Annotated in this window: 26 protein-coding genes; 13 read left to right on the top strand and 13 right to left on the bottom strand. The window is 72.3% G+C overall.

Going from position 1 to position 22,918, the window contains the following annotated elements; genetic code table 11:
- Positions 1-78: 78 nt before the first annotated feature.
- On the top strand, positions 79-477 hold the full coding sequence (locus ACMXN5_RS37050) for a hypothetical protein (RefSeq protein WP_439679284.1): 399 nt from the start codon (positions 79-81) through the stop codon (positions 475-477).
- A gap of 90 nt (positions 478-567) precedes the next feature.
- On the opposite strand, the gene ACMXN5_RS37045 is transcribed toward ACMXN5_RS37050, so the two are convergent.
- The gene (locus ACMXN5_RS37045; protein ID WP_439679283.1) at positions 568-1,464 is read right to left on the bottom strand and encodes a sigma-70 family RNA polymerase sigma factor; all 897 of its coding nucleotides are present in this window, start codon (positions 1,462-1,464) and stop codon (positions 568-570) included.
- Positions 1,465-1,564: 100 nt separating this feature from the next.
- On the opposite strand from ACMXN5_RS37045, the gene ACMXN5_RS37040 reads away from it, so the two are divergent.
- Positions 1,565-2,026 (top strand): carboxymuconolactone decarboxylase family protein, encoded by a 462-nt coding sequence (locus ACMXN5_RS37040; protein WP_439679282.1) that lies wholly within the window; start codon positions 1,565-1,567, stop codon positions 2,024-2,026.
- A 151-nt stretch (positions 2,027-2,177) separates the two neighbouring features.
- Here ACMXN5_RS37040 and ACMXN5_RS37035 read toward each other — a convergent pair whose 3' ends face one another.
- On the bottom strand, positions 2,178-2,957 hold the full coding sequence (locus ACMXN5_RS37035) for an alpha/beta fold hydrolase (RefSeq protein ID WP_439679281.1): 780 nt from the start codon (positions 2,955-2,957) through the stop codon (positions 2,178-2,180).
- A 194-nt stretch (positions 2,958-3,151) separates the two neighbouring features.
- On the opposite strand from ACMXN5_RS37035, the gene ACMXN5_RS37030 reads away from it, so the two are divergent.
- Entirely contained in the window at positions 3,152-4,138 is a 987-nt protein-coding gene (locus ACMXN5_RS37030) for a S1C family serine protease (protein WP_439679280.1), read from the top strand.
- Between the two features lie 21 nt (positions 4,139-4,159).
- On the opposite strand, the gene ACMXN5_RS37025 is transcribed toward ACMXN5_RS37030, so the two are convergent.
- Both ACMXN5_RS37025 and ACMXN5_RS37020 read right to left on the bottom strand, forming a co-directional pair.
- Positions 4,160-4,684: a hypothetical protein gene (locus ACMXN5_RS37025; protein ID WP_439679279.1), complete on the bottom strand. Its 525-nt coding sequence runs from the start codon at positions 4,682-4,684 to the stop codon at positions 4,160-4,162.
- Positions 4,657-4,833 carry a hypothetical protein gene (locus tag ACMXN5_RS37020; RefSeq protein ID WP_439679278.1) on the bottom strand — a complete coding sequence of 59 codons (177 nt, stop codon included), beginning with the start codon at positions 4,831-4,833 and terminating at the stop codon, positions 4,657-4,659. The genes ACMXN5_RS37025 and ACMXN5_RS37020 overlap by 28 nt, the downstream gene beginning before the upstream one ends.
- Before the next feature lie 229 nt (positions 4,834-5,062).
- Here ACMXN5_RS37020 and ACMXN5_RS37015 point away from each other — a divergent pair, with 229 nt between their 5' ends.
- Positions 5,063-5,704, top strand: coding sequence for a hypothetical protein (locus ACMXN5_RS37015; protein ID WP_439679277.1), 642 nt, complete (start codon positions 5,063-5,065; stop codon positions 5,702-5,704).
- Between the two features lie 713 nt (positions 5,705-6,417).
- Entirely contained in the window at positions 6,418-6,633 is a 216-nt protein-coding gene (locus ACMXN5_RS37010) for a hypothetical protein (RefSeq protein ID WP_439679276.1), read from the top strand.
- A gap of 132 nt (positions 6,634-6,765) precedes the next feature.
- Here the strand turns inward: ACMXN5_RS37010 and ACMXN5_RS37005 are convergent, their stop codons facing one another.
- Entirely contained in the window at positions 6,766-7,689 is a 924-nt protein-coding gene (locus ACMXN5_RS37005) for an anti-sigma factor RsbA family regulatory protein (protein ID WP_439679275.1), read from the bottom strand.
- Positions 7,690-7,888: 199 nt separating this feature from the next.
- Here ACMXN5_RS37005 and ACMXN5_RS37000 point away from each other — a divergent pair, with 199 nt between their 5' ends.
- The gene (locus ACMXN5_RS37000) at positions 7,889-8,464 is read left to right on the top strand and encodes a DsbA family protein (RefSeq protein WP_395797342.1); all 576 of its coding nucleotides are present in this window, start codon (positions 7,889-7,891) and stop codon (positions 8,462-8,464) included.
- 85 nt (positions 8,465-8,549) lie between these two features.
- On the opposite strand, the gene ACMXN5_RS36995 is transcribed toward ACMXN5_RS37000, so the two are convergent.
- The 5 genes from ACMXN5_RS36995 to ACMXN5_RS36975 form a co-directional block, all read right to left on the bottom strand.
- Positions 8,550-9,986 (bottom strand): MFS transporter, encoded by a 1,437-nt coding sequence (locus ACMXN5_RS36995; RefSeq protein ID WP_439679274.1) that lies wholly within the window; start codon positions 9,984-9,986, stop codon positions 8,550-8,552.
- Positions 9,987-10,151: 165 nt separating this feature from the next.
- Positions 10,152-10,730: a TetR/AcrR family transcriptional regulator gene (locus ACMXN5_RS36990; protein WP_439679273.1), complete on the bottom strand. Its 579-nt coding sequence runs from the start codon at positions 10,728-10,730 to the stop codon at positions 10,152-10,154.
- Between the two features lie 94 nt (positions 10,731-10,824).
- The gene (locus ACMXN5_RS36985) at positions 10,825-11,289 is read right to left on the bottom strand and encodes a hypothetical protein (protein WP_439679272.1); all 465 of its coding nucleotides are present in this window, start codon (positions 11,287-11,289) and stop codon (positions 10,825-10,827) included.
- Positions 11,286-11,807: a hypothetical protein gene (locus ACMXN5_RS36980; protein ID WP_439679271.1), complete on the bottom strand. Its 522-nt coding sequence runs from the start codon at positions 11,805-11,807 to the stop codon at positions 11,286-11,288. The genes ACMXN5_RS36985 and ACMXN5_RS36980 overlap by 4 nt, the downstream gene beginning before the upstream one ends.
- Positions 11,797-12,336 carry an ATP-binding protein gene (locus tag ACMXN5_RS36975; protein ID WP_439679270.1) on the bottom strand — a complete coding sequence of 180 codons (540 nt, stop codon included), beginning with the start codon at positions 12,334-12,336 and terminating at the stop codon, positions 11,797-11,799. Before ACMXN5_RS36975 ends, ACMXN5_RS36980 begins: the two co-directional genes overlap by 11 nt.
- A gap of 649 nt (positions 12,337-12,985) precedes the next feature.
- Here ACMXN5_RS36975 and ACMXN5_RS36970 point away from each other — a divergent pair.
- Both ACMXN5_RS36970 and ACMXN5_RS36965 read left to right on the top strand, forming a co-directional pair.
- Entirely contained in the window at positions 12,986-13,801 is an 816-nt protein-coding gene (locus tag ACMXN5_RS36970; protein WP_439679268.1) for a helix-turn-helix domain-containing protein, read from the top strand.
- Entirely contained in the window at positions 13,798-13,986 is a 189-nt protein-coding gene (locus tag ACMXN5_RS36965; protein ID WP_439679266.1) for a DUF397 domain-containing protein, read from the top strand. Before ACMXN5_RS36970 ends, ACMXN5_RS36965 begins: the two co-directional genes overlap by 4 nt.
- 318 nt (positions 13,987-14,304) lie before the next feature.
- On the opposite strand, the gene ACMXN5_RS36960 is transcribed toward ACMXN5_RS36965, so the two are convergent.
- Positions 14,305-15,861 (bottom strand): class I adenylate-forming enzyme family protein, encoded by a 1,557-nt coding sequence (locus tag ACMXN5_RS36960; protein ID WP_439679264.1) that lies wholly within the window; start codon positions 15,859-15,861, stop codon positions 14,305-14,307.
- Between the two features lie 424 nt (positions 15,862-16,285).
- Here ACMXN5_RS36960 and ACMXN5_RS36955 point away from each other — a divergent pair, with 424 nt between their 5' ends.
- From ACMXN5_RS36955 to ACMXN5_RS36945, 3 genes are all read left to right on the top strand, one after another.
- Positions 16,286-17,527: a WD40 repeat domain-containing protein gene (locus tag ACMXN5_RS36955; protein ID WP_439679262.1), complete on the top strand. Its 1,242-nt coding sequence runs from the start codon at positions 16,286-16,288 to the stop codon at positions 17,525-17,527.
- A 330-nt stretch (positions 17,528-17,857) separates the two neighbouring features.
- The gene (locus ACMXN5_RS36950) at positions 17,858-18,268 is read left to right on the top strand and encodes a BlaI/MecI/CopY family transcriptional regulator (RefSeq protein WP_380026928.1); all 411 of its coding nucleotides are present in this window, start codon (positions 17,858-17,860) and stop codon (positions 18,266-18,268) included.
- Between the two features lie 2 nt (positions 18,269-18,270).
- Positions 18,271-19,200 carry a M56 family metallopeptidase gene (locus tag ACMXN5_RS36945; protein WP_439681355.1) on the top strand — a complete coding sequence of 310 codons (930 nt, stop codon included), beginning with the start codon at positions 18,271-18,273 and terminating at the stop codon, positions 19,198-19,200.
- A gap of 56 nt (positions 19,201-19,256) precedes the next feature.
- On the opposite strand, the gene ACMXN5_RS36940 is transcribed toward ACMXN5_RS36945, so the two are convergent.
- Positions 19,257-19,487, bottom strand: a complete 231-nt coding sequence (locus ACMXN5_RS36940) for a helix-turn-helix transcriptional regulator (protein ID WP_439679261.1) — start codon at positions 19,485-19,487, stop codon at positions 19,257-19,259.
- Positions 19,488-19,706: 219 nt separating this feature from the next.
- Between ACMXN5_RS36940 and ACMXN5_RS36935 the strand changes: the two genes are divergently transcribed.
- Entirely contained in the window at positions 19,707-20,147 is a 441-nt protein-coding gene (locus ACMXN5_RS36935) for a hypothetical protein (RefSeq protein WP_439679260.1), read from the top strand.
- 628 nt (positions 20,148-20,775) lie between these two features.
- Complete coding sequence (locus ACMXN5_RS36930) at positions 20,776-21,645, top strand: hypothetical protein (RefSeq protein WP_439679258.1); 870 nt, start codon at positions 20,776-20,778, stop codon at positions 21,643-21,645.
- Between the two features lie 91 nt (positions 21,646-21,736).
- Here ACMXN5_RS36930 and wecB read toward each other — a convergent pair whose 3' ends face one another.
- Positions 21,737-22,873 (bottom strand): non-hydrolyzing UDP-N-acetylglucosamine 2-epimerase, encoded by a 1,137-nt coding sequence (gene wecB / locus ACMXN5_RS36925; RefSeq protein ID WP_439679257.1) that lies wholly within the window; start codon positions 22,871-22,873, stop codon positions 21,737-21,739.
- Between the last annotated feature and the right edge of the window lie 45 nt (positions 22,874-22,918).

Genomic DNA, 22,918 nt, shown 5'->3' with positions numbered 1-22,918 from the left:
TACGCCCGGTGGATGGCTCCGACGTCCGATGGGAACATGCGTTCGAATTCGGGTTCGATCGGGGCTACCATGATCGGCATGACCGAGCCCCCGGACGTCGACGCACTGGAGGCGTCGTTCTCCGGTGGCCGAGCGACCCTGGGGCAACGCGTCGACGCCACCCGCGCGCAGGCGGCCCGCACCGGCGCGGGCGCCGAGGCGCCGCGCCACACCCAACCCGGACCGCCGCCACCGGCGGAGGGCACGTGGGTGTGGGTCCGGCAGCCGGAGGACCGCGGCGTACTGCTGTGTCGTGTGGTGCGCTGGGAGCGCACCGCGTCCGGCGCCTGGGCGCTGCGCGTCGACCTGCCGATCTGGGCCGGATACCGGGTCCCGGGCGGGTACGAGATCGACGGGTCGCACCACCTGCAGATCGCGCCGACGCACGCGCTGATCGAGATCCCGGGCCAGGACTACAGCCGCATCCCGCGCCCGTAGGGCGTACCCGCGTCACAACGCCCCGGCGCGCGTCGGCGGTCGGCGCGGAGGCCGAAGGCCCCTCGCACCGACCGCCGTGGGGCGATCCCGTCAGCCCGTGAGCACGCTCAGGTCGATCCCGGCCAGCCGCTCCGGGTCGGTGAGGATGTCCAGCGAGGTGATCCGCCCGTCCTCGATCGTGAACGCCATCACCGACAGCGGCGTGCCGTCGGAGGCCAGCGAGACCACGCCCGGCGTGCCGTTGATCAGCGCCGGAAGCGCGATCTCGGCGAAGCGGGCGAAGGTGATCGCCTGCGACGCCACCTCGGCCGCACCGCGCCGGAGCAGGCTCGGCCGCAGCGTGCCGCCGTCCGAGCGAGCCACCACCTCGGGGTGGAGCACGGCGACCAGGGCCTCGAAGTCGCCGCCGCGCGAGGCGGCGAGGAACGCGTCGACCACCGCGCGCCGCCGACCCGGGTCGGACTCCGGCGCGGGCGAGACGCCCTGGACCCGGCGCCGGGCCCGACTGGCGAGCTGCCGGGTGGAGGCGAGCGTACGGTCCAGGACCGGGGCGATCTCGTCGAACGGCACGCCGAACATGTCGTGCAGGACGAAGGCCAGCCGCTCGTCGGGGGCCAGCGTCTCCAGCACCACGAGCAGCGCGATGCCGACCGAGTCGGCCAGCAGGATCTCCTGCTCGGGATCCATGCCGTCGGGACCGCTGACGATCGGATCGGGCAGGCGCACGAACCCGTCGTCGTCCTGCAGCGGATCCTCCCGGCGCGCCGTCCGCGACCGCAGCATGTCCAGGCACACCCGACCGACCACCGTGGTCAGCCAGCCGCCCAGGTTTTTCACCTCGGAGATGTCGGACCGACTCAGCCGCAACCACGCGTCCTGAACCGCGTCGTCGGCCTCGCCGAGCGAGCCCAGCATCCGGTAGGCCACCGCCCGCAGATGCGGCCGGGTCTCCTCGAACCGCTGCGCCAGGAAATCTTCTTCGCTCACCTGTCACATCTCCATCGGCCGTTTCGTCAGTGCAGTGAAGGACGATAACCGGCCGGTACACCAACGAACCGACCGCCCACGATCGAGAGAAGAAGATGTCATGAGCGCTCGGATGAAGAACCCCGCCATGGTCCTGCCCGACACGATGCAGGGCATCCAGTCCATCTACAAGGCGATGTACTCCGGCGGCGTGTCGCAGGAGATCCTGGAACTGGTGCACCTGCGCGCCAGCCAGATCAACGGTTGCAGCGCCTGCGTGTTCGCCGGCGTCACCAGCGCCAAGAAGGCGGGCACCACCGACGAGCGGCTGCACGCCGTCGCGGCCTGGCGCGAGGCCCCCTTCTTCTCCGACGCCGAGCGCGCCGCACTGGCCCTGACCGAGGCATCCACCCGGCTCGCCGACCACAGCGGCCAGGCCGTACCGGACGCGCTGTGGGACGAGGTCGCCGACCACTTCGACGAGCGGCAGCTGTCCGCGATCATCCTGATGATCTCGATCACCAACTTCTTCAACCGGATCAACACCACGATCGAGGAGCCGGCCGGCGCGTCCTGGGGCTGAGCCGCCGCGGCGCGGGGCGGTACCCGGGATCCCGCGACGGTCCCGGGGCCGACACCACGCGCGGAGGGCGTGCGTGGTGTCGGCGGAACGGGGGTCGAAGGCGTGTGGCGGACGCACCTTCGACGGTCGCTCGGGCCACGCGGGGCAGGGTTCAGGAGCCGATGGGCAGAAACGCGTCGAGGATCGGGAGCAGCAACTCGGCGCGTCCGGGCACGGCCATGTGTGTCGTGTCCGGCAGGACCGCGAGCCGGGACGAGGGGATCAACCCGTGCATGAACGCGGCGTGTTCCACCCGGATGAAGTCGGTGTCGCCGATCACCAGGAGGGTGGGCGCGGCGATCGCGCGCAACTCGTCGTCGGTCCATTCGGTGAAGCCGTGCGCGACGGGCTGGAGCTTGGCCAGGGTGGCGCCGAAGGCGGTCGGGTCGGGGGCGACCCGGGCGTACGCCTCGACCATCGCCTTGAAGTCGGCCTCGGTCGGCAGGCGCGGCGAGGTCTGCTCGGGGGCGGAGATCTCCGGGAAGTAGCCGTCGTGCCGACAGTGCGTGGCCAACAGGGCCAGCCGGTTCACCCGTTCCGGCGCGCGCACCGCGGCACGCAGCGCGGTCAGGCCGCCGAGGCTGTAGCCGAGCAGGTCGGCCCGATCGATGTCGAGGTGGTCGAGCAGCGCGATCACGTCGTCGGCCAGCACCTCCAGCGAGATCTCGCGGTCGGTGTCGGCGGTGTGCCCGTGCCCCTGCAACTCGACGCCGATCACCCGCCGGTTCGCGGCGAGCGCGGGCAACAGCGCGCCGAAGGACAGGTCGATGGTCTGCGCCCCACCGTGGAGCAGAACCAACGGGGGCGCGGCTCCCTCGACACCGTGCTCCTCGTAGTACATCTCGATCCCGTTGACCGGCGCATAGCCGGCGGTGCGTGCACTGATCGTCATCCCGCTGCTCTCCTGACCCTCGTCCGAGTGAATACGCGACTCACACTCATTGGACCGCCCGGGCCGGCAAAACTCATCGCGGGCTCGCGGACGTGGGCGCGCGCGGACGTGCTCCGGGTTGTGGTGTCGGGTTTTGGGGTGGGCTTGGGGGTGTTCTCAGGTTGTCTTCATCTGCGGGATCGAGAGTCTCGGGTATGACGGAAGACAATGCGGGGCGCGCGGAGTCCACCGGGAGCGGGAGCGGACGCGAGACGCGGGCCCGGGGTCGGCGGCGGATGAAGCGGGCCTTGCCGGTGCCGGTGGTGGCGGCCGTGGCGGCCGGCCTGGTCGGCGGGTTGTCCGGGGTGGTCGTGGTGCGCCACTTCGAGGACTCCGACCACGCGCCGCCGGCGGCGATCGGCGGGGCGCCGGTGCGGAACGCCTCTGCCGGAGGGGTCGGGGGCGCGGGGTCGGTGTCGGCGGTGGCGGCGGCCGTTCGGTCGAGTGTGGTCGAGTTGCGGGTGACCTCGCGGCGCGGCTCGGTGACGGGTTCGGGGGTGGTCCTGGACACCGCCGGCCGGATCCTGACCAACGATCACGTGGTGGCCGGGATGGGTTCCGGCGGCCTCACGGTGGTCTTCGCCGACGGTCGCACCGCCGCCGGCACCGTGTCGGCGAGCGACGCCGCCCACGATCTCGCGGTGGTCCGGGTGAGCGGTGTCGGCGGCCTCACCCCGGCCGTGCTCGGCGACTCGGCGTCGTTGCAAGTGGGCGACGGGGTGGTCGCGTTCGGGTCGCCCCTCGGCTTGGGCGGCACGGTCACCTCCGGTGTGGTCGGCGCGCTGAACCGGCCCATCACGACGTCCGGGGAGAGCGCGGTCGTGCCCGACGACGCGAGTGGCGTGCGTACCTCGCCCATCGCGGCGACCGACTCGAACACGGTGACCTACCCGGCGATCCAGACCGACGTCGCGTTCGGTTCGGGCAGCTCGGGCGGCCCGCTCGTCGACCTGTCCGGCCGGGTCGTGGGCATCGACTCGGCCATCTACGACACCACCTCCGAGGGCGGCAACGACCCGCCCCGGAGCGGCAGCAGCGGCGGAAGCGGCGCCGCGGCGGACGCCGGCAGTGTCGGCATCACGTTCGCGATCCCGATCGATGTGGTCAAGACCTTCCTGAACACCCTCGGCCCCGACGCCTGACACGACCCTGGTCGATCGTGCCTACCCGCGTGGGTCGGGCACCGGGTGGCGGACCCGGACGTTCGGCTCGACGTACACCGCGTGGTCGTTCGCGGTGTCGCAGTGCACCGGGACCAGTGCGCCCGGCACCTCCACGTCGCCGTCGCGGTCGAACGGCAGCCCGGTCCAGCGTCGCCACTCGACGAGCGAGGCACCGACCGTCATGGACGCCGGCGCGACCTTCGCGATGATCCCGCCGTCCCGGACGTGCACCCGCAACCACGGGTCGGAGGGCAGCCCGTCGGCGCGGCGCCGAAGTACGTACTCGGCCATGGGCACCCGGGGTTCGAGGTGTTTGGCGGTCGGCCGCACCGGCGCCCACAACGTGCCGAGACCTTGCCGGCCGGCGGCGTCGCGCAGGGCCGTCACCATGTGTCGGGACAGGCCGCGGCCGAGGTATCCGGTGTCGATGGTGATCTCCAACGCACTTGCAGCGGTGGCCGCGCGCCCGTGTCGCCGATCCCGGAACGCCCACACCATCACCCGGTCCCACCCACGATCGGGCATGTCCTGCGGCGTTCGCCGCCGTCCCCGTCGTCGGATTCGCCGTCGAACGGCACGCCCAGCCCCCGGGCGACGACCCGATCGCCGTCGGTGGCGACCACGCAGTGTTCGGGGAACTCCTCGGGCACCCGGCCCGACAGCGCGCTCAGCACCGGATCCTGCGGTACGAACTCCGCGCCAGGTCTCCGTGATTTCGTCGAGCCGGGACACGAACGCGGGGCGCTCGGCGAGCGTGGTGATGCGGATGCCGTCGACATCGGTCACGACACGGCAGCCTGCCACAATGACCGAGGCGCGGGGCAGCGGGTACGCGCGGGGGAACCCGTTCGGAGCGGGCCGCGTCCATTCGCCGGATGTGCCGACGGAAGGGGAGTCCGCACGATGGGTGGACGGCGGGTCGCCGTGGGGACGGCGTGGCTGCGCGGGGCGGTCGTACCGGTCGTGCTGGCCGTGACGGCGACGGTGACCGCGTGCAGCGATTCGGGTGGGGGCGGGTATCGGCCGTCTTCTCCGGACCAGGCGCCCTCCGCGCTGCCGTGGACCGGGGAGGGGGCTCGGCTGACCCTGGCGACGGTGCGCACCCGGGTCGCGGTGTTCCGGCTGCGGGTGCCCACCGACCGCTGGGTGCAGGGTGATTCGGCGGCGGTGTCCGGCTCGTTCTGCCCGGGCGCGCGGGTCGTGGTCAATCGGGGCATGGCCGGCCCGGATCTGGTGATCCAGTCCTTCGGTACGGCCTGCGACCCGCGCACCATGCCGGGATGGGAGGGCCTGAGCCCGAAGGACCTCTATCGCACCGAGTCCGACATCCCGACGGACCGCCCGGTCGAAACCGTGCCCACTCCGCTCGGCCGAGCCGTGATGTTCGCCGGCCCGGTCGGCGAACCGACGGCCGTCGTCTTCCTCGCCTCCCCGCTCCTGCCCGACCACCCGACCCTGGTCATCCGTACCGGCGGCCAACCCCAACTCTTCGCCACGACCCAACTGGCCGACCTCCTCCACAACGGCCTACTCCCGCCGGAGTAACCCCGGGCGGCGCGGATCAGGCCGTCGGCGCGCGGCGTGGCCCCGTCGCCGATCACCACGTCCCCTGCTCCGGCAACTGCCCGGATACGTCCGGGAGTCGGCCCGCGCCGACGCGCGGTGGGCGGTCGAGTGAGCGCAGGCCGGTGGGTGGCGGGGCACCGCGTGAGCGCGCCCGCCCGGTGGTGGCAGCGCACGCCTCGATACGCCTCCCACACCCGCCAGGCCCCGGCCCGGGTGCCCCGGGATCGTCCGGGTGCAGGGCGCGCATCATTCCGTGTCGGTCGTACGAGGCGCCGCGTGCGGACCGGGCAGGGGGCCGGCTCGACGAGGATGACCCGATGGCCGGCCCGGACGCACTCCAGGGCGGTGAGCGGGCCGACGACACCGCCGCCGGCGATCACGGTACGCATCCGTCCCCACGTCGGGGACACCTCGGTGCCGCCGACGAGCGGTTCAGCCCTCGCTTTCCCGGGCCGCCCCCCGTCGCCCCGGCCGCGACGGCCCGCCCGTCGTCCCGGTCGATCACCCGGACGGGCCAACCCCGCCCCGCCCGTCTCGACGGCCGACCGCGTGCCGGTGACCTCGTACTCCGTGTCCCCGCACGCGGATCGGGACCACCCGGCCCGGCTCGGGGCGGCCTCGGCCCGGATGCGCGCGGGACCGCCCCCGGATTGCATGGTGAAGCCGGTGAATCCCAGCACACGGGAGCGGAAATGCATGTGATGCGAGCGGTCGAAGGTCCGGACAACGTCGTGTGGCACGCGATGGAGGGCGAGGACACCGCGTTGTGCGGCGAGACCCTGCCGAACTTTCGTGAAGTGCACGGCAGTCGCCGGCGGGAGACGTTCTGTGTGGCGTGCATGATCGAGATCGAACAGATCGCGGCGCCGGGCGCGGCGCCGGGCGCGACACCGACCTCCCGACACTGAATCCCCCAGCAGTCCGTCCCACCAGCCCGTCCCACCAGTCTTTCCACCCCGCGGCCCCGACCTCACCCGCCCGCTCCTCCGGGCGAACGAGGTCGGGGCCGTCGCGCGGCGGCACCGGTTTCGGGCGAGCGATCAGTCCGACACCCGCAGGCGCAACCGCACGGTGGTGCCGGTTCCGGTGGAGCGGATCTGGACCAGGTCGCAGATCTGGTTGGCGATCCACAGGCCGCGCCCGCCGTCCTGATCGGTGGTCGGGCGGTGACGACCGGCGAGCGGGTCGGTGATCCGGCCGGCGTCGTGGACGTCGCAGAACAGGTGGGCCCCCTCGGACCACAGCACGATCGTGCCGGCCGCACCGCCGTGCACCACGCTGTTGCCGGTGATCTCACCGATCGCGAGCAGCGCGTGATTGACCCGGGTCCGGGTCGCGTCGGGCAATATCCGCCGGACCAGCGTCCGGACACCGGGCAGTTCGCCCGCCCGGAAGGCCAGGCGTTCGGCGTGCCCCGGGGCGGGCGGCAGCGGCGGGCCGCGCAGGGTCGCCGCGTACACGTCGGCGTCCCGGCGCGAGTGCCGCTCGTCGGCGGCGCCGGCCGGCAGCGGGGGGTGGGTGCGCTGCGCCTCGGCGATCACCTCGGGGTGCAGGCCGGCGACGTCGTACGGACACAGCAGCCACCACGGCTCGCCGGCGAAGGCCAGGTCGAGCAGCACCTCGTGGTGGCCGCACTCGACCAGTTCGGCGGCGTCGCGACCGACCCAGATCGGCTCGCCGATGCCCCGGCGACCCCGGGTGCCCTGCTCCGCCGTCCACTCCCGCCAGGTCGGAATGATCCGCGCCGGATTGCGGCCGACCCGCTCCATGTCGATCCAGGTCACCAGGTCCGCGTCGGCGGCCAACTCCTTGCGCAGCGCGCCGGCGCGCGGTTCGATCACCGCGACGGCGACCGCCTCGTCCGCGCGCAACCCCGCGCGCACGAAGGCCGCCGTGCGCTCGACGAAGTCGTCGAGGCCCGCGTACAGCAGCGCCTCGTGGCGAAACCTCGGGGCCGCGTCCATCCGGGCGTCACCTTCCCCCATGCCGGGTGGGGAGTCGTTCCCGGACCGGCCGGTTCCAGTGAACCTACCCGATGACCGCAAATGCGCCGACGCACCCCCGGACGGCCGCGCAGGCGGCCGACACGGTGCGCGACCGTCCGGTTACCCCGAACGGGCGGTCGGAGGAGTCGCGGCGCGGCCGGCCGGACAGAGGCGAACAATGAGCTTCCGCAGCGCCCCCGGCGCGCACGGCACGGCCCTCGTCTACGGACCCCAGGACCTCGCCCGCTGTCTGGACCTCTACGCCGACCCGCGCTGCCCGTTCTGCCGACGCATGGAGGTGGGGCTCGGGCCGGTGTTTCGGCGACTGGCGGACGAGGGTCGGTTCGTACTGCGGTACCACTTCGCCACCTTCCTGGACCGACGGCTGGGCGGAGAGGGCTCGCATCGGGCGGTGAACGCCCTGCGCGGCGCGGCGGACGTCGGCCAGGGAGCGTTCCTGGACTACCTGGACGTGCTGTACGAACGGCAGCCGGACGAGTCGACGGACACCTTCGCCGACCCCGACTTCCTGCTGGACGCCGCCGGCGAGGTGCCGGGGCTGCGCGGCGCCGACTTCGACCACGTCGTGCGCGGGTTCACCCATCGGGCCTGGGTGGACCGGGTACAGGCGGACTTCGCCGAATCCGGGGTGACCGGCACCCCGACCGTACTGCGCGACGGCACCCCGCTGACCGTCCTGGACGCCTCGGGCAAGCCCCTGCGCCCGAAGGTGTTCCTGGCCCAACTGCACTGACCGCGCGCGGTGTTCGACCGGCCGAAACCTCGTGGGCGCGGCCTCCGGAGAGGGCGCGCCCACGAGGTTTCGGTGGTGCGGGAGGTCAGACGCCGACCGGGACCTTCGGGGCCGGGGTCTCCGTCGCCGCCTGCGCACGAGCGCGCGGGATCAGCGCGGCGGTGACCGAGCCGACACCGGCGAGGGCGACGCCGACCCACAGCGCCGGGACGAGGCCGTCGACGAAGCTCCGGGGCGAGGCGAAGCCGCCGTTGGAGCTGAAGACCGAGGCGAGCACCGCCACGCCGAGGACGCCGCCGAGTTCGCGCAGCGCGTTGTTGGCGCCGGAGGCGACGCCCTGCTGGTCCGTACGGACCACGGACATCAGCAGGCTCGCGGTGGGGATGAAGTACAGCGACATGCCCAGCCCGCACAGGATCAGGGCCGGGATCTGCTGCGCGTAGGTGACGTCGGTCGACGCGGTGAGCGCGAACCAGGCCAGACCCGCCGCGCTGAGGGCGAGACCCGCGACGACCAGCGGCCGGCCGCCGATCCGGGCGGACAGCGGGCCGGCGAGCGGGGCGATGACCACGGGCATCATCGTCCACGGCAGGATCCGCAGACCCGCGTCGAGCGGCGAGTAGCCCTGGACACCCTGGAGGTACTGGGTGAGCAGGAAGATCGAGCCGAAGACGCCGGCGAACATGAGCAGCCCGGAGAAGGTCAGGGCGGTGAAGGCACGGTTGCGGAACATCGTCATGGGCAGCATGGGCTGTGCGGCGCGGCGTTCGTAGCCGACGAAGACGGCGATCAGGGCGGCGCCGACGGCCATCGGGGCGATGACGCCGACGCTGGACCAGCCGTGGCCCTCACCGCGGACAAGCCCGAAGACGAGGCCGAGCAGGCCGAGGCTGACCAGGACGGTGCCGACCAGGTCGAGGCGGCTGTTGGGGCCGTGGCTCTCGTCCACCTTGCGCAGCGTGAGCGGGACCAGGACCAGGCCGAGCGGGACGTTCAGCCAGAAGATCCACTGCCAGGAGCCGTGTTCGACGACGGCGCCGCCGACCAGCGGGCCCAGGGCCACCGCGAGCCCGTTGATGCCGCCCCACAGCCCCAGGGCCATCGGACGTTTCTCGGGGGCGACGGCGCGGGTCAGGATGGTGAGACTGAGCGGGAGGATCGCGGCGGCCCCGGCACCCTGGAGGGCGCGGGCGACGATCAGCGTCTCGGAGTTCGGGGCGATCGCGGCGATCGCGGAGGCGACGGTGAAGATCCCGATGCCGGTCGCGAACATCCGGCGGCGGCCGAACCGGTCGCCCAGCGCGGCGCCCAGCATGAGCAGCACCGCGAAGCTGAGGGTGTAGGCGTTCACGGTCCATTCGAGCTCGGATATCCCGGCGTCGAGGTCCTCGCGGATGGACGGCAGCGCGGTGGTGACGACGAGGTTGTCGAGCGAGGCCATGAAGAGGGCGAAGCTGGAGGCGAGGAAGGTCCACAGGACGGTGCGCGATCCGGTCGCGGGTCGCGCCTGCTGCTGGCTCATGGGATCCCTTGGGTCGAGGTTCCGGATGTAGTGATCGATGACTAACTTTGACGCTCAGGATTAGTTATTGATTACTAACTATTGCGGGCAGGGCTCTGCTCTTCGGCGCCGGGGCGGACGGAGAAGGGCCCGCGCGTGGTGCGGGCGGGTCGGGTGGGGGGTGGGTCAGTCGGACGGTGCGGACGCGGGCGACTCGGGGGCGGGCGGCTCGGGCGCGGGCAGCTCGCCGAACCGCTCGGAGTCCTCGCACAGATCGCAGTGGAGCAACTTGCCGTCCGCGGAGAGAACGTTGTCGAAGTACCGGGTGCGGGGCAGGTCGAGTGAGGCGATGACGTTGCAGAGCATGCCGCGCGCGAAGAAGTTGGTCAGCTCCTCGCCGTCGACCCCGGTGACCTCCCGGGCGAACGCGTCCAGCCGGTTCCAGAACCCGCGGATCTCGGACCGCAGTTCGGCGTCCTCGGCCGCGGCGTAGGCCTGCAACTGGATGCGCAGCAGATCGGTGTCGGTGTCGAGGAAGTCGTGGTAGGCGTGCGCCATCGCATGCATCGCCGGGTAACCGGTGAGGCCTTCGGTGGCCCGGCGGAAGCGCTCCTCGACCCGATCGAAGGCGTACTCCACGGTGGCGAGAAAGAGCGCCTTCTTGTCGTCGAACAGACGGAACAGGTACGGCTGCGAAACGCCGACACGCTTCGCGATCGCCGAGGTGGAGGTGCCGTTCAGACCGCCCTTGGCAAACTCGGTCACGGCGGCACGAATCACCGCAACGCGACGCTCGTCCGCACTCATCCGAACAGTGCCGGCCACACGACTGGTAGGAGCTGCCATGCCAAGTAAGTTATTACTCAATAACTACGCCGTCAACCCCCCGCCGGCTTTGATGCCCGCCGTCCTGGTCGGCCTGCTCGATCTCGGGCGCACCGCTTTCGCAGCCGCACAGGCTCCCGGCGGGGGCCGGGATGTGCCATCCGTCCGCCGCGAGCGCCGCGAGCCACCCGGCGTACCGTCCCTGAACGTCGAGGTCGGTGCCCACCCACATGACCGTCGTCAGGTGGGCGGCACGCGGACCGAACGGCAGCACCCACAGGCGCACGACCCCGGGCCGTTCCTCGGTCCATTCCCTGATGATCGACACCATCGACCCGCCGGGGCACATCTCCGTATCGAACACGCCACCGCCCTCCGGGTGGACGAGCACGTCTCGGAGGTACACCCCGCTCGGTGGCCTGACCTCGAACTGCCCGCCGGACACGTCCCTGATCGCGTCATCCAGGCGCCGGAAGGTCTGCTCCCGTGTCTCCGTCACCGGTTCACCCATCGTCCGCGTCCGGCGTTGACGAGCCGGGTCAATGCCCGGGGCGAACAGAAGCGAGCCGGTTCCGCTTCCGCCACGGAGACGACCCACCACGGGCTCGTACGCTCCGGCGTGTACCGATCGGGCGCGGGGAGCAACATGGGCCGGGGAGCCGGCTCCACCGTCGTCAACGGCACGCGCCAACGGCGGCCCACGGAGCAGGACACGAGAGCGGTGAACGTGTCGTCGTCGCGCCGGTTCGTCCTCGGCCGATAGAACATCGGCCCGTCGATCACCGCCGTGAGATGGTTCGCGAACTCGCCCAACAGCCGACTCCCGAGGGCGGCGTGCACGGCCCCTGCCGGGAAGGTCACGGCGGAGAACACCCTCCCGGGCGTGAACCACCCGTCCCCGGCGTGGGCCCACTCCGCGCGCGCCTGCGGCGCCACTGGTGCCGCGTCCAGCAGCCACGCCCACGGCTCACCCCCTCGCGGCGGCACGTCCGAAGGGACAACAGGGTCAAGGGACATCGTGGATTCCTTCACGACCGGGGCGGAGTGCTTCGTCATGCGGTGGCGCGCTGCTCCAGGTAGGCGCGGATGTGCGATTCGAGCCGGCGGATACGCGGCTCGCAGCCGTGGAACAGGTCACTTCGGCCCACACCCGCTTGCCGACGGGCAACGGCTCCACCCCCCACCGGCCTTCGGACAACGCGTCCACCAGGGTCAGACCCCGCCCGTCGACGGAACCGGTGTCCGCACGCCGGACCATCGGCATGTCGTCCGACCGGTCCACCACGAACACCCGCACCACCCGCGGCCCCATCCGCCGCACGCCGACGCGGATCGTCGGCGTAGCGGCGTGACGGTGGGCGTTCGACATCAACTCGGTGACGACAACGACCGCCCGGCCGTCGTCGACGAGCCCCCACCCGGCCAAGGCGGACGTCACCAACCGACGCGCCTCCCGAGCGGATTCCGGCAGGGACGGCAACGACCTCGTGTAGACCCGACAGCCGACGGCGCGAGGGGCGCTCGCCGTCGACGGGCCGTTCCTCACCAAAGCGGTGGTCTCGCCGGTCGGCTGCGCGGTCCGGCGGACCGGGCCAACTTGCCGAGCTTCAGCGCCCCCCCGACCCGCAGGACGCCTAAAGCCCTGTCGGTGTGCCTCGCGGGGGTGGCGGGGGATACGCCACCGATCGTGTTCGGGACGTGCGGCATCGCAGCTCCAGGCGGTGATCGCTCACCCGGCCGGCGACCCATGGTGCCCGGCCAGGTCAAAAAGGGAGGAGGGACGGCCGACGAGACGGTGCAGGCCGTCGGCCGGACAGCGCTCGCGACACGTCGGGGGTCGCGGGGGACGGAACGGTTACTACTCAGGCGCAACCAGGAAGGCCGACATCTCCCCGTGGCCGAGGTCCCGGCGTCCGCCCGATCCACACCGCGTCGCAGTACCGGCCCGCGACGACTTCCGCCGGTTCGAGGGCGGCCGAGGGAACACGATCGAAGGGTGATGTGGCGTCATGCCTCCAGCATCAATGCCGCAGAGCTACCGTGACCAGTGGTCGACCCGGCACAGTGCGTGCACACGTGATCCGGGGTCCGGCCGCACGCGGAACATCCCTCCACGCCGCCGACACCGCACCGATACGCGGTGAGACGGCCCTGATACAGGAGGGGACGCCGCTGGCACAGGGGAGGTACATCACGTGACAGCAGAGAACAGGGACATCGCGGCCCAGATGCTGGGCGCGCAGATGCAAGCTCTGCGCGAAGATCTCGGCTTGAGCCGTCTTCAAGTCGCCGACTACATCGGCAACTCGGAGTCCACGGTCAGGTCATGGGAGAGAGGAGCACGGTTCCCGGACGCTCGGACGTTCGCCGAACTGGACACCCTGCTCAAAGCCAGAGGCGTGGTGTCGGCGGCGGCGGAGAAGTTGAGGTCACATCCCAAGATCTCGCCCCGCTTGTTCGGCGAGTACGCCGCCAAGGAGGCGGACTGCCTGAGTCTTTGCTCGTACAACACCATGGTTCTCCCCGGACTGCTGCAGACCGAGGAGTACGCCAGGGCCACGCTCGACGCGTTCGTCCCGCCGCACGACGACACACAGGTGGACAAGTGGACGGCAAAGCGGTTGGCTCGGCAGCCGCTGCTCACCCGGCGCAATCCCCCCGAACTGTCGTTCGTGATCGAGGAACACGTCCTGCGCCGGCCGCTCGGCGGTAAGCCGGCATTGCGACGTCAGCTTGAACACATCGTCGAGTGTGCCAAGTTGCGGTACCTGTCGCTCCAGGTGATGCCGCAGGGAACAGAGGAGCACAGCGGCCTCGAAGGGCCCATGATTCTCCTGAGGACGTGCGACGGGCAGGATCTCGGCTACATGGAAGGGCAGGGTGGTGACCAGTGGATCAGCGAGCCCGAGCACGTCGCCATCCTGGCCCAGCGCTACGGGCGAATCAGGTCTCAGGCGTTGTGGAAGGACCAGAGCGTCGAATTGATCGAAGGGATTGCCAAGAGTCTATGAACGAGCAGCAGCAGATGGGGATATGGCGTAAGAGCTCCCACAGCGGAGGATCCGGCGGCGAATGCGTCGAGGTTGCGCACCTGACCAATGTGGTCGGTGTTCGAGACAGCAAGATCCCCGAGTCGCCCGTGATCACCCCCGGCGCCCAGGCATGGTCCGCGTTCCTGGCAGCCACTGCCCACTAGACGGCAACCGCCCCGCCCTCAGATCCGCCAGGGGCGGGGCGGTCGCTTGTCCGGACCCATCCCTCATGCCCGCCCGCAACGACACAAGCGGGCGGGTTGCGCGCATCGGGCCCGTCGGGTGATCGAGCCGCGTTTGCCGGGCCTACATTGACCAATGTGCCCACGCACGGCAACCGTCCGCGTCCGACCTCGCGCGCACGGTCAGGCGAGCCACGGAAGAACAGCCGCCTCCACATCTGGTGCGGTCCGGACGTGATCCAACGGCCTTGGCCTGGCTGGGACTTGCGGGATTCGGGCCTGTTCGTGCCGGCCGCCGGTTCAGACCGCCGGGCGGGCGTCGGCGAGTTCGCGTAGGGACTTTTTGAGGACCTTGTCGAGGGTGCCGAGGGGGAAGGTGTCTACGAAGTAGATTGCGCGGGGGACCTTGTAGTCGGACAGGCGTTCTCGGCAGGCCGACAGGATGGTTTTTTCCAGGGTGTTCTCGTCCGGGGCGTTTGCCGCGCGGATTACGAAGGCCACCACGACCTCGCTGAGGAAGTCGTGTTGTTTGCCGACCACGGCGACCGAGGTGACGCCTGGGATCGCGCCGATGACGTCCTCGACCTCGCGGGCCGAGACGTTTTCGCCGCCGACCTTGAGCAGGTCCTTGTCGCGTTCGCGGTAGAACACGTTGCCGCCGGCGCCGAGTAGGACCATGTCGCCGGTGCGGAACCAGTCGCCGACGAACGCGGCCTCGGTGGCCTCTGGATCGCCGTGGTACTCCAGGAACAGCTGCACGCCGCGTTGGCCGCGCAGCCACAGCTCGCCCACCTCGCCCTCGGCGCATTCCCGGCCGGTTTCGGGGTCGACCACGGCGCAGGCGTACCCGGGTGCGGGGCGGCCCATCGAGCGGGCGGGCAGGTACTCGGTGGGTTTGCCGGTGATCGCGTGGGTGACCGTCTCGGTCATGCCGAACGCGGCGTACACGCGCAGTCCGAGCATCGTGTCCAGGGCCGGGGCGACCTGGCCGAACACGCCCACCCGCAGGGCGGTTTCCGGGCGGTTCGGGGCGGCGAGTACGCCGAAGCAGAACGGCATCAGCGACATGTGGGTGATCCCGTGCCGGCCGACCACGTCCCAGAACCGGCTGGTCGACCACTTGGGCGTCAGGACGGCGGTCGCACCCACGCCGAGTACCGAGAAGAACGACCAACTCTGCGCGTTGACATGGAAAAAGGGCAGGTGGATCAGGTAACGGTCGTCGGGGCCCAGGTCGATGCCGCGCGGACCCGAGCGGCTTGCCCAGATCGCGTTGGCATGCGTGTGTACGACGGCCTTGGGGCGGCTGGTGGTGCCGGAGGTGAACATGATCCCGAACGGGAGCAGCGGTTCGATCGGGCGTCCGGTCCAGGTCGCGGCGTCGCCGTACAGGTCGGCGAAGGGGACCGTGTCCGGGGCGGTGCCGTCGATGACCGCGACCCATTCCAACGTGGCGCCGGACTGTGCCAGCGGAGCCGCCAGGTGGGGTTGGGTGACGGCGGCCACGCACCCGGCGCGTTCGACGAAGTAGGCGATCTCGGCGGGGGTCGCGCGGGTGTTCGTGGTCACCGCCACCGCGCCGACGGTCGCGCAGGCCAGCCAGGCCAGCACCATCTCGGGGCAGTTCTCGCTGTGGACCAGGACCTTGGCGCCGCGGCCGATGCCGCGTCCGGTCAGGCCGGCGGCCAATCGTTCGGTGTCGCGCAGCAGTTCGGCGTAGGTCCAGGTGCGGCCGGTGCCGTCGGCGGGCTCCCAGACCAGGGCCGGATGTTCGGGGCGGTGCTCGGCCCAGTGCCGGAGCAGCCAGGGGATGTCCTGTCCGTGCACCTGGAATCCGTCGATCGTGCCGCCCGCCATGGTGATCCCCTCGTGCCTCGTCGTCCGCGCGACCCGCGTCGGCACGGGAACGATAGGCAAGGGTTTTTGACGACGTCAAGGATATGGCGAAAACAGGTTCTCGTGGAGGGCGTGCCCGCCTCCTTCTTTCGGGAGGATTTACCGACCGCCCTCGCCCGTGCGCAGATCCGCGAAGTCGTCCCCTGGGTCGCGTCGCGCCGGCATGCCGGCTGGTGCCGAGGGTGGGGAGCGGGTCCCGGTGGAGGCTGACGCGCGTGCCGTGGTGGTGGGGATCGGCCGGTTGGATGCGGTCGGTTCGGATGGGTGCGGAGGGTACGGAGGGGGCGCGCCGGCTTGGGCGGAGGCTGCCGCGGCGCTCACCCGGCTCGGGTATCGCACGACGGAGGTCCATACCGGCGTTCGGGGTGCGGAGTCGGGCAGCGGTGTGGCGGATACGATCGCCGCCGCCCGGGTGGTCTACGTCACCGACCACGGGCGGATCGGGCCCGGTGTCGCGGTCGGGCCGTGGATCGCCGATGCGGAACGGAGTGACGCGCCGACGCTTTTTCTGCTGGATTTGTGGTGGGCCGATGCGGCTGCGCTGCGGGCGTTGGTGGATCGTTCGGAAACGTCCGCGCGGGTGTGGGTGATTGCCGCCGGCGTGGGGGAGCCGGGTGTGTGCGACGGGGGGTTCGGGCGAGTCCTCGGCCGGGTTTTCGACGAGGTCGCGCGTACCGGACTGGATGCCGACCCGGCGCGCCCGCACGTCGCCTTCTCCGTGGCGGCCCGGCGGATCCGGCAGGCGATGGGGGAATTGCCCGGTCGCGGCCTTCCCGTGTACAGCACGGCGACGCCTTCGGCCTGTGCCACGGTCGCCGGCCGGCCGGTCGTGGTCACCGGCGGGCAGGGCGACCGGATCCGGATCCGCCGCCTCGACATCCCCGACCCGATCGACGCCACCCTGGCCGAACCCGTCTGGTGGGTGCACGCGATCGCCTGCACCACCGTGCGCGGCCGGCCGATCGCGGCCACCGGGTCCCGCGACAACGCGGTCCGGCTCTGGGACCTGACCGGTCGGGCCCGACTCGGCGAGCCGCTGACCGGACACACCGGGTGGGTGACCGCGTTGGCGTGCACCACGCTGCACGGCCGGCCGATCGTGGTCAGCGGCTCCGCCGACGCCACGATCCGGATGTGGGACCCGCTCACGGGCCGGCCGATCGGGACGTCCCCGACCGGCCACACCGGACCCGTGCACGCGCCGGCCTGCACCGTCCTCGACGGCCGCCCCGTCGTGGTCAGCGGCTCCGCCGACGGCACCGTTCGGGTGTGGGACCCCGCCGAGGGTCGGCCCGTCGGCGCGCCGATGACCGGCCACACAGGCGTGGTGCACGCGCTCGCCTGTACGACCGTGCGCGGCCGTCCCGTCGTGGTCGGCGCCGCCGGCGACGCCACCGCGCGGGTGTGGGATCCGCGCGCCGGCACCCCGCTCGGCCGGCCGCTGACCGGTCACGCGGACAGCGTGCACGCCGTCGCGTGCGGCACGGTCGGCGGCCGATCCGTCGCGGCCACCGGCGCCGACGACCACACCGCGCGAATCTGGGACCTCGACGCCGGCCGCCTCCTGGACCGCGTCCTCCTCCCGGCCCCGTCCCGCGCGCTCACCTTCACCCGCGAGGTCTGCTGATCGCCTTCGACATGGACCTCGGCCTGTGGGCCCGACAGCCCGCCGACACCTCGGGTCGGCGCGGCGCCGGGGGCGTCCCGTAGCGTCGGGGGTGCGAGGCCGCAGTGGGTGCGGCCGGTGCCGTGGATGTCGGCGGCGATACTCTACATAGGTGTAGAAAGCCCAGAGACGCAGAAAGCACGTAGGCGCAGAAAGCTCGGAGCACGGACGTGGAACGGCGGCGCGGCGCCACCTCGGCCCAACCTCGCCACCCCGGCGCCACATCACCACCACCCGGCACCACCTCACCACCACCCCGGCACAATCCGCAGCACGACTCCCGGAGGCGATATGACGGTCCGTCCAAATCCCGGCAAACCGTCGGCGCGTGGGGTGCGGCGTGGCCCGGGGGAACTGGAGTCGGAGGTGCTGGCGCTGCTGTGGGTCGCGCGTGGACCGCGGACCGCGGCCTGGGTCCAGGCCGAACTGGCCGGTGACCTCGCCTACACCACGGTGGTGACCATCCTGTCCCGCCTGCACGACAAGGGACTGCTCGCCCGGGCCCGCTCCGGACGGGCGTACGCCTACACCCCGGTCACCGACGAGGCCGGCATCGTGGCCCGCCGGATGCGCGCGCTCCTCGACCACGAGGCCGACCGCCAGGCGGTGCTGGCCAGCTTCGTCTCCGAACTCTCGGCCGCCGACGAGTCGATCCTGCGCGCCCTGCTCGGCGCCGCCGGACCGGCCGAGAGCCGGGGGTGAGCATGCCGCTCGCGCTCTACCTGCCACTGCTGCTGCCGCTCACCGCCTTCCCGGTGGCCCGTCTGGCCGGCGACCACCTGCACCCGCGCACCGCCACCCGGCTGCTCACCGTCGTCTCGGTGGTCCTGTCCGTGTGCAGCACCCTGTGCCTGGCACTGCTGGTCGTGGTCGGCACGGCCCAACTGCCCGGCAATCCGCTGCCCGACGGCTGGTCGGACACGGAGGTACGCGACGCCATCCCGCACGTCAGCCTGTTCGGGATCCTGGCCATCCCCACCTTCCTGGCCATCCTGATCGCCGTCGCCGTCACCCACCGGCGCGACCGGGTCGAGCACCGCCTGGCGCTGAACGCCGTCGCGGGAGCGCCCGCCGGCGGCGAACTGACCGTGCTGCCCGACCCGACGCCCTACGCCTACGCCCTGCGCGGACCGCCCGACCGCATCGTGGTCTCCACCGGCATGCTGCTCCCGCTCGACGACGAGGAGCGCCGCGCGCTGATCGCCCACGAGCGGGCCCACCTGAGGGGCCGACACCACCTCGCGCTCGCCGCCACCCGACTCGCGGCCTGCGCCCATCCGCTGCTGCGCCCGATCCACACCACCGTCGCCTACACGGTCGAACGCTGGGCCGACGAGGACGCCGCCGAAGCCCTCGGCGACCGGCGCACGATAGCCCGCGCGGTGGGCAAGGCGGCGCTGGCCGCCAAGGGCCGCCCGCCGTTTGCCGCACCCGCGTTCGCCGCGCCCGGCCCGGTGCCGCGTCGGGTCGCCGCCCTGCTCGGTCCACCGCCGCCGACCGCGTGGCCCACGCCCCGCTCCCGCGCCGGCGTCGCGGCCCTGGTCGCCGCGACGGGAACCACGGTGTCCGTACTGGCCTCGCTCAACGCCGCGGTCGCCCTGGTCCTGCTCCTGATCGCGGCGACGCCGTTGTAGCGCGTGTCTCCACGACACGCGCTCGGCCCAAAACCGGCGGCCCCGCCGACCGCGCGCTACTCGTGCGCCACGCGCTCGCGGGTGGCCGCGGAGGCGCGGTACATCCGGCGCCGTTGCCCGTCGACCGTCCGGTGCTCGGACACGAGCGTGCCGTCGCCCTCCATGCGGCGCAGCATCGCGTACAACCGCTCGGCGGCGACCTCGAACCCCTGCCGCCGCACCTCGTCGAGCAGCCACGGCCCACAAAACTCCCGCTCGACCGCGACGCGAACGATCTGCCGCCACATGGCACCTCGCTGAGCCCTACCCACCGCGCCCGAGCCTCCTTCCGCGAGTTCCGCGACTTCCGCGACTTCCGTGACCAAAACTTCTACAACGATGTAGAAACCATACAGCTCGCCTCCCGACCCCCATCACCCCGGTCGCGGAACGCGCGGCCGTTTCGGGCCGAGACACGCGGGGTGGGAAAGTGACTCCGGGCGGGGTGGGTAACGGAGAATGACGGGGTGCTTCCAGATGACGATTACCTGTTGAAGATCGGCCGACTGACCTATTCCGTGACGCTCGTCGAGGGGCTTGTGCTCTCCGAACTGTCCCGCCTGACCGGCCTGCCGCCCGGCCTGCGGGCGCGCAAGTTGACCGGACGTTCGGCCGGGGCGATCGGCAAGGCGCTCCAGGATCCGGGCAACATCGGCCACGTCACCGACCCCGCAGTGCGCGAGTGGTTGCGGGTGGCGGGCGAGGAACTCGCGGCGGTGGCCCGACTGAGCCACGCGCTGCTGCACGCGCGCCCCGCCGAGGCCGGCGAGGAACCGCGCCTGCATCGGTGGCCGGCCGAGGTGGGGGAGAGCTTCGACATCACCCACGCGTGGCTGGACACCGCGCAGTCGACCGTCGACGACGCGATCCGCCAGGTCGACCGCTCCCGCGTACCCAGCCGGGTCTGACCCGCCCGCCGCGCTCCCGACCTTCCGGCCGGCGGATCCGGCCCCGCGCCACCCGCCGGCCCATCCAGTCCCTCCGGGCCCGCCACCACGCCCGCCGCGCGCCCCGCCTCGTCGCGCCCGGCCCCGCGTCGCCCGGGTTTCCCGTTACCCGGGGACAATTCGCCCCCCCCGGCCTGCTGCCCGAGCCCACGACGCCGGCCGCACCCCCTCCGCCCGCGGACCCCATTACCCGCGCCTCGGTGGTCTCCGCTCATGCCGAGACGGCCGGCCGCACCCGGGTGAATGCCGGCGTGGCGCCGGGATGTTGACGGGTTCCGTCGCGAACGGGCTTTGGGGGTCCGGGGTGTTGTTTCGGGTGTGACGGTCACTCGTTTGGGTGCCGTGCTTTCGGGGCGGGTGGAGGCGGGCCCGCTTCCGTGGTGGGGGCCTCCTGGTGCGGTGACCGGTGGTTTCGTGGGAAAGCGCGTGCCGGCGGGGTGGGTTCGGGGCGGGTGGCCGGGGCCGGTGGGCCGGTCGGCGGTCGACTGAATGGGTGTCGACCCGGGTACACGCGGGCGTCCGACACGGAGGACGCGTTCGACGGAACGCGTGTCGGCACGGTCCCACCCGTCGACTTGGAGAACGCGTCATGGCAATCCCGTCCAACCCGCATGCGGTGGCGTCGCCCCGTACCCACCTCGATCCTCCCTCGTCCCCGATCCCCGATCCCGCCGCCGCCTCCTCGACCGTGCCGGCGACGAGAGATGGCGGTCCGGCCGACGAACTCCTGCGGTTGGCGGTGGTGAACCGGCCGATTCCGGACGTGGCCCGCGTCCTGGCGATCCTCAAGGACTGCTCGGACGTGAACGCCGACAACGCCCTGCGCGAGGTGGCGATCAAGCGGCCGATCAGCGATCTGGTGCTGTTGGCCGAGCTGTTGAACGATCCGGTCCATGCCGCACAGGGCCCGCGGCCCGCCTCCGATCGCCGCCCCGACGCACGGGGTGCGCGGCGGGCGCGGGTCGCGTCGGGGGCCTCCGGCCCCGGGCGCGGCGGCGGGGCGCGGGAGGCGGCCGGTGCGGCGCTGCGGTGGCCGACGGCCGCCGGGCTGGCCGTCTCGGGCCTGGCGTTGGCGAGCCTGATCCCGGACAGCCTGCGCCGACCGCCCTACGCCGCCACCTGGTTGGCCCTGCTCGGCATGGCCTGCCTGTTCCTGGCCGGCGTGATGGTCGTCGGCGCCGGCGTGGTGGCGTTCCGGGTCGCACTCGGCGCGGGCGCGGCGACGGTCGGCACGTTCCTGTTGCCGCGCCTCGTCGACCTCGCGGGTGGCGGCTCGCTCGGATGGCTCGACCCGCAGGGCCTGATCGTGCTCGGCGCGGGTCTGCTCACCTCGGCCTGTGCGGCGTACTACCTGCGGCGCCCGATCGCCCGCCCCCGACCATGGCCCGCCGTCCCGGTCGGACAGGCGCCCCTGGTGCCCGGCCGTCGCGCCGCCGACACCGGCGGCCTCTTCGGCTGACCCGACCCCGCCCCACACGACCAGGCCGACGCCCGTCGCCGGAAGCCCCGGCGACCGGCGTCGGCCGTCGCACACTCCCCAGACGGGTGCCTCAGGCCGCCATCGGCGCCGCCACCCCCGCCAGCCGCCCGGTCAGATGAGCGATGCGCGCCGACGCGAGCCCGTCCCCATACGGACTGGCCGTCTCGGCCAACCGAGCCAGCCGCTCCCCGGAGTCGGCCAGCCACGACCGCGCCGTGTCGCCCAACTCCGGGCCCGGCCGGACCAGCGCGGCGAAGCCCGCGTCGATCGCCTCCGGACGCTCGGTCGAGCGACGCACCACCAGCAGCGGCCGGCCAAGCACCGTGCACTCCTCCTGGATGCCGCCCGAGTCGGAGACCAGCAGCGCGGCATGCCGGGCCAGGGCCAGGAACTCGCCGTAGCCCACCGGCTCGACGGCGGTGATCCGCCCGAGCAGCGCGGCCAGGCCGAACCGGTCGACGGCGGCGCGGGTGCGCGGGTGCATCGGGAACAGCACCGGCGTGCCGGCCCGGGCGATGGCGTCCAACTCGGTCAGCACGGCCCGCAGCGCCTCGGCGGTGTCGGTGTTCTCGGGGCGGTGCACGGTGGCCAGGACGTAGCCGTCGGGCCGCAGACCGTACCCGGCGAGCAGCGCGGCCCGCGCGGTCCGGTCGGGGAGTCGGCGCCGGACCACCTCGACCACGGTGTTGCCGGTGACCTCGATGCGGCTCTCGTCTACCGACTCGGCGCGCAGGTTGGCCGCGTTGGTGGCGGTGGCGGCGCACAGGACGTCGGCGACGTGGTCGACCATGACCCGGTTGTGCTCCTCGGGCATCGCCCGGTCGAAGCTGCGCAGCCCGGCCTCGACGTGGACGAGCGGGATGTCGCGGGCGTTGGCCGCCAGCGCGCCGGCGAGGGTGGCGTTGGTGTCGCCCTGGACGATCACCGCGACCGGCCGCCGCTCGGCGAAGGCGTCGTCGAGCTGGTCGAGCGAGTGGGCGATCTGCCCGGCGCGCGGACGCCCGCCGACACCGGTCAGCAGTTCGGGGCGGGGCAGGTCCAGATCGCGCAGGAACCGCCCGGACATCGCCTCGTCCCAGTGCTGGCCGGTGTGCACCAGCCGGGCGGCGGGGCCGAGTTCGTGGATCAGCGGGGCGAGCTTGACCAGTTCGGGGCGGGTGCCGAGGACGACGGCGACACTGGCGGCGGGCAGGTGGGGCACGTTCACGTACGGATCTCCGAGCCGGGGGGCGGGCGGTGGCAAAGAATCGGG

It is taken from the genome of Embleya australiensis, from assembly GCF_051903075.1.
Lineage (GTDB): Bacteria > Actinomycetota > Actinomycetes > Streptomycetales > Streptomycetaceae > Embleya.
The sequence above is the reverse complement of the archived record's forward strand: the minus strand, read 5'-3'. Positions and strand labels throughout refer to the sequence as shown.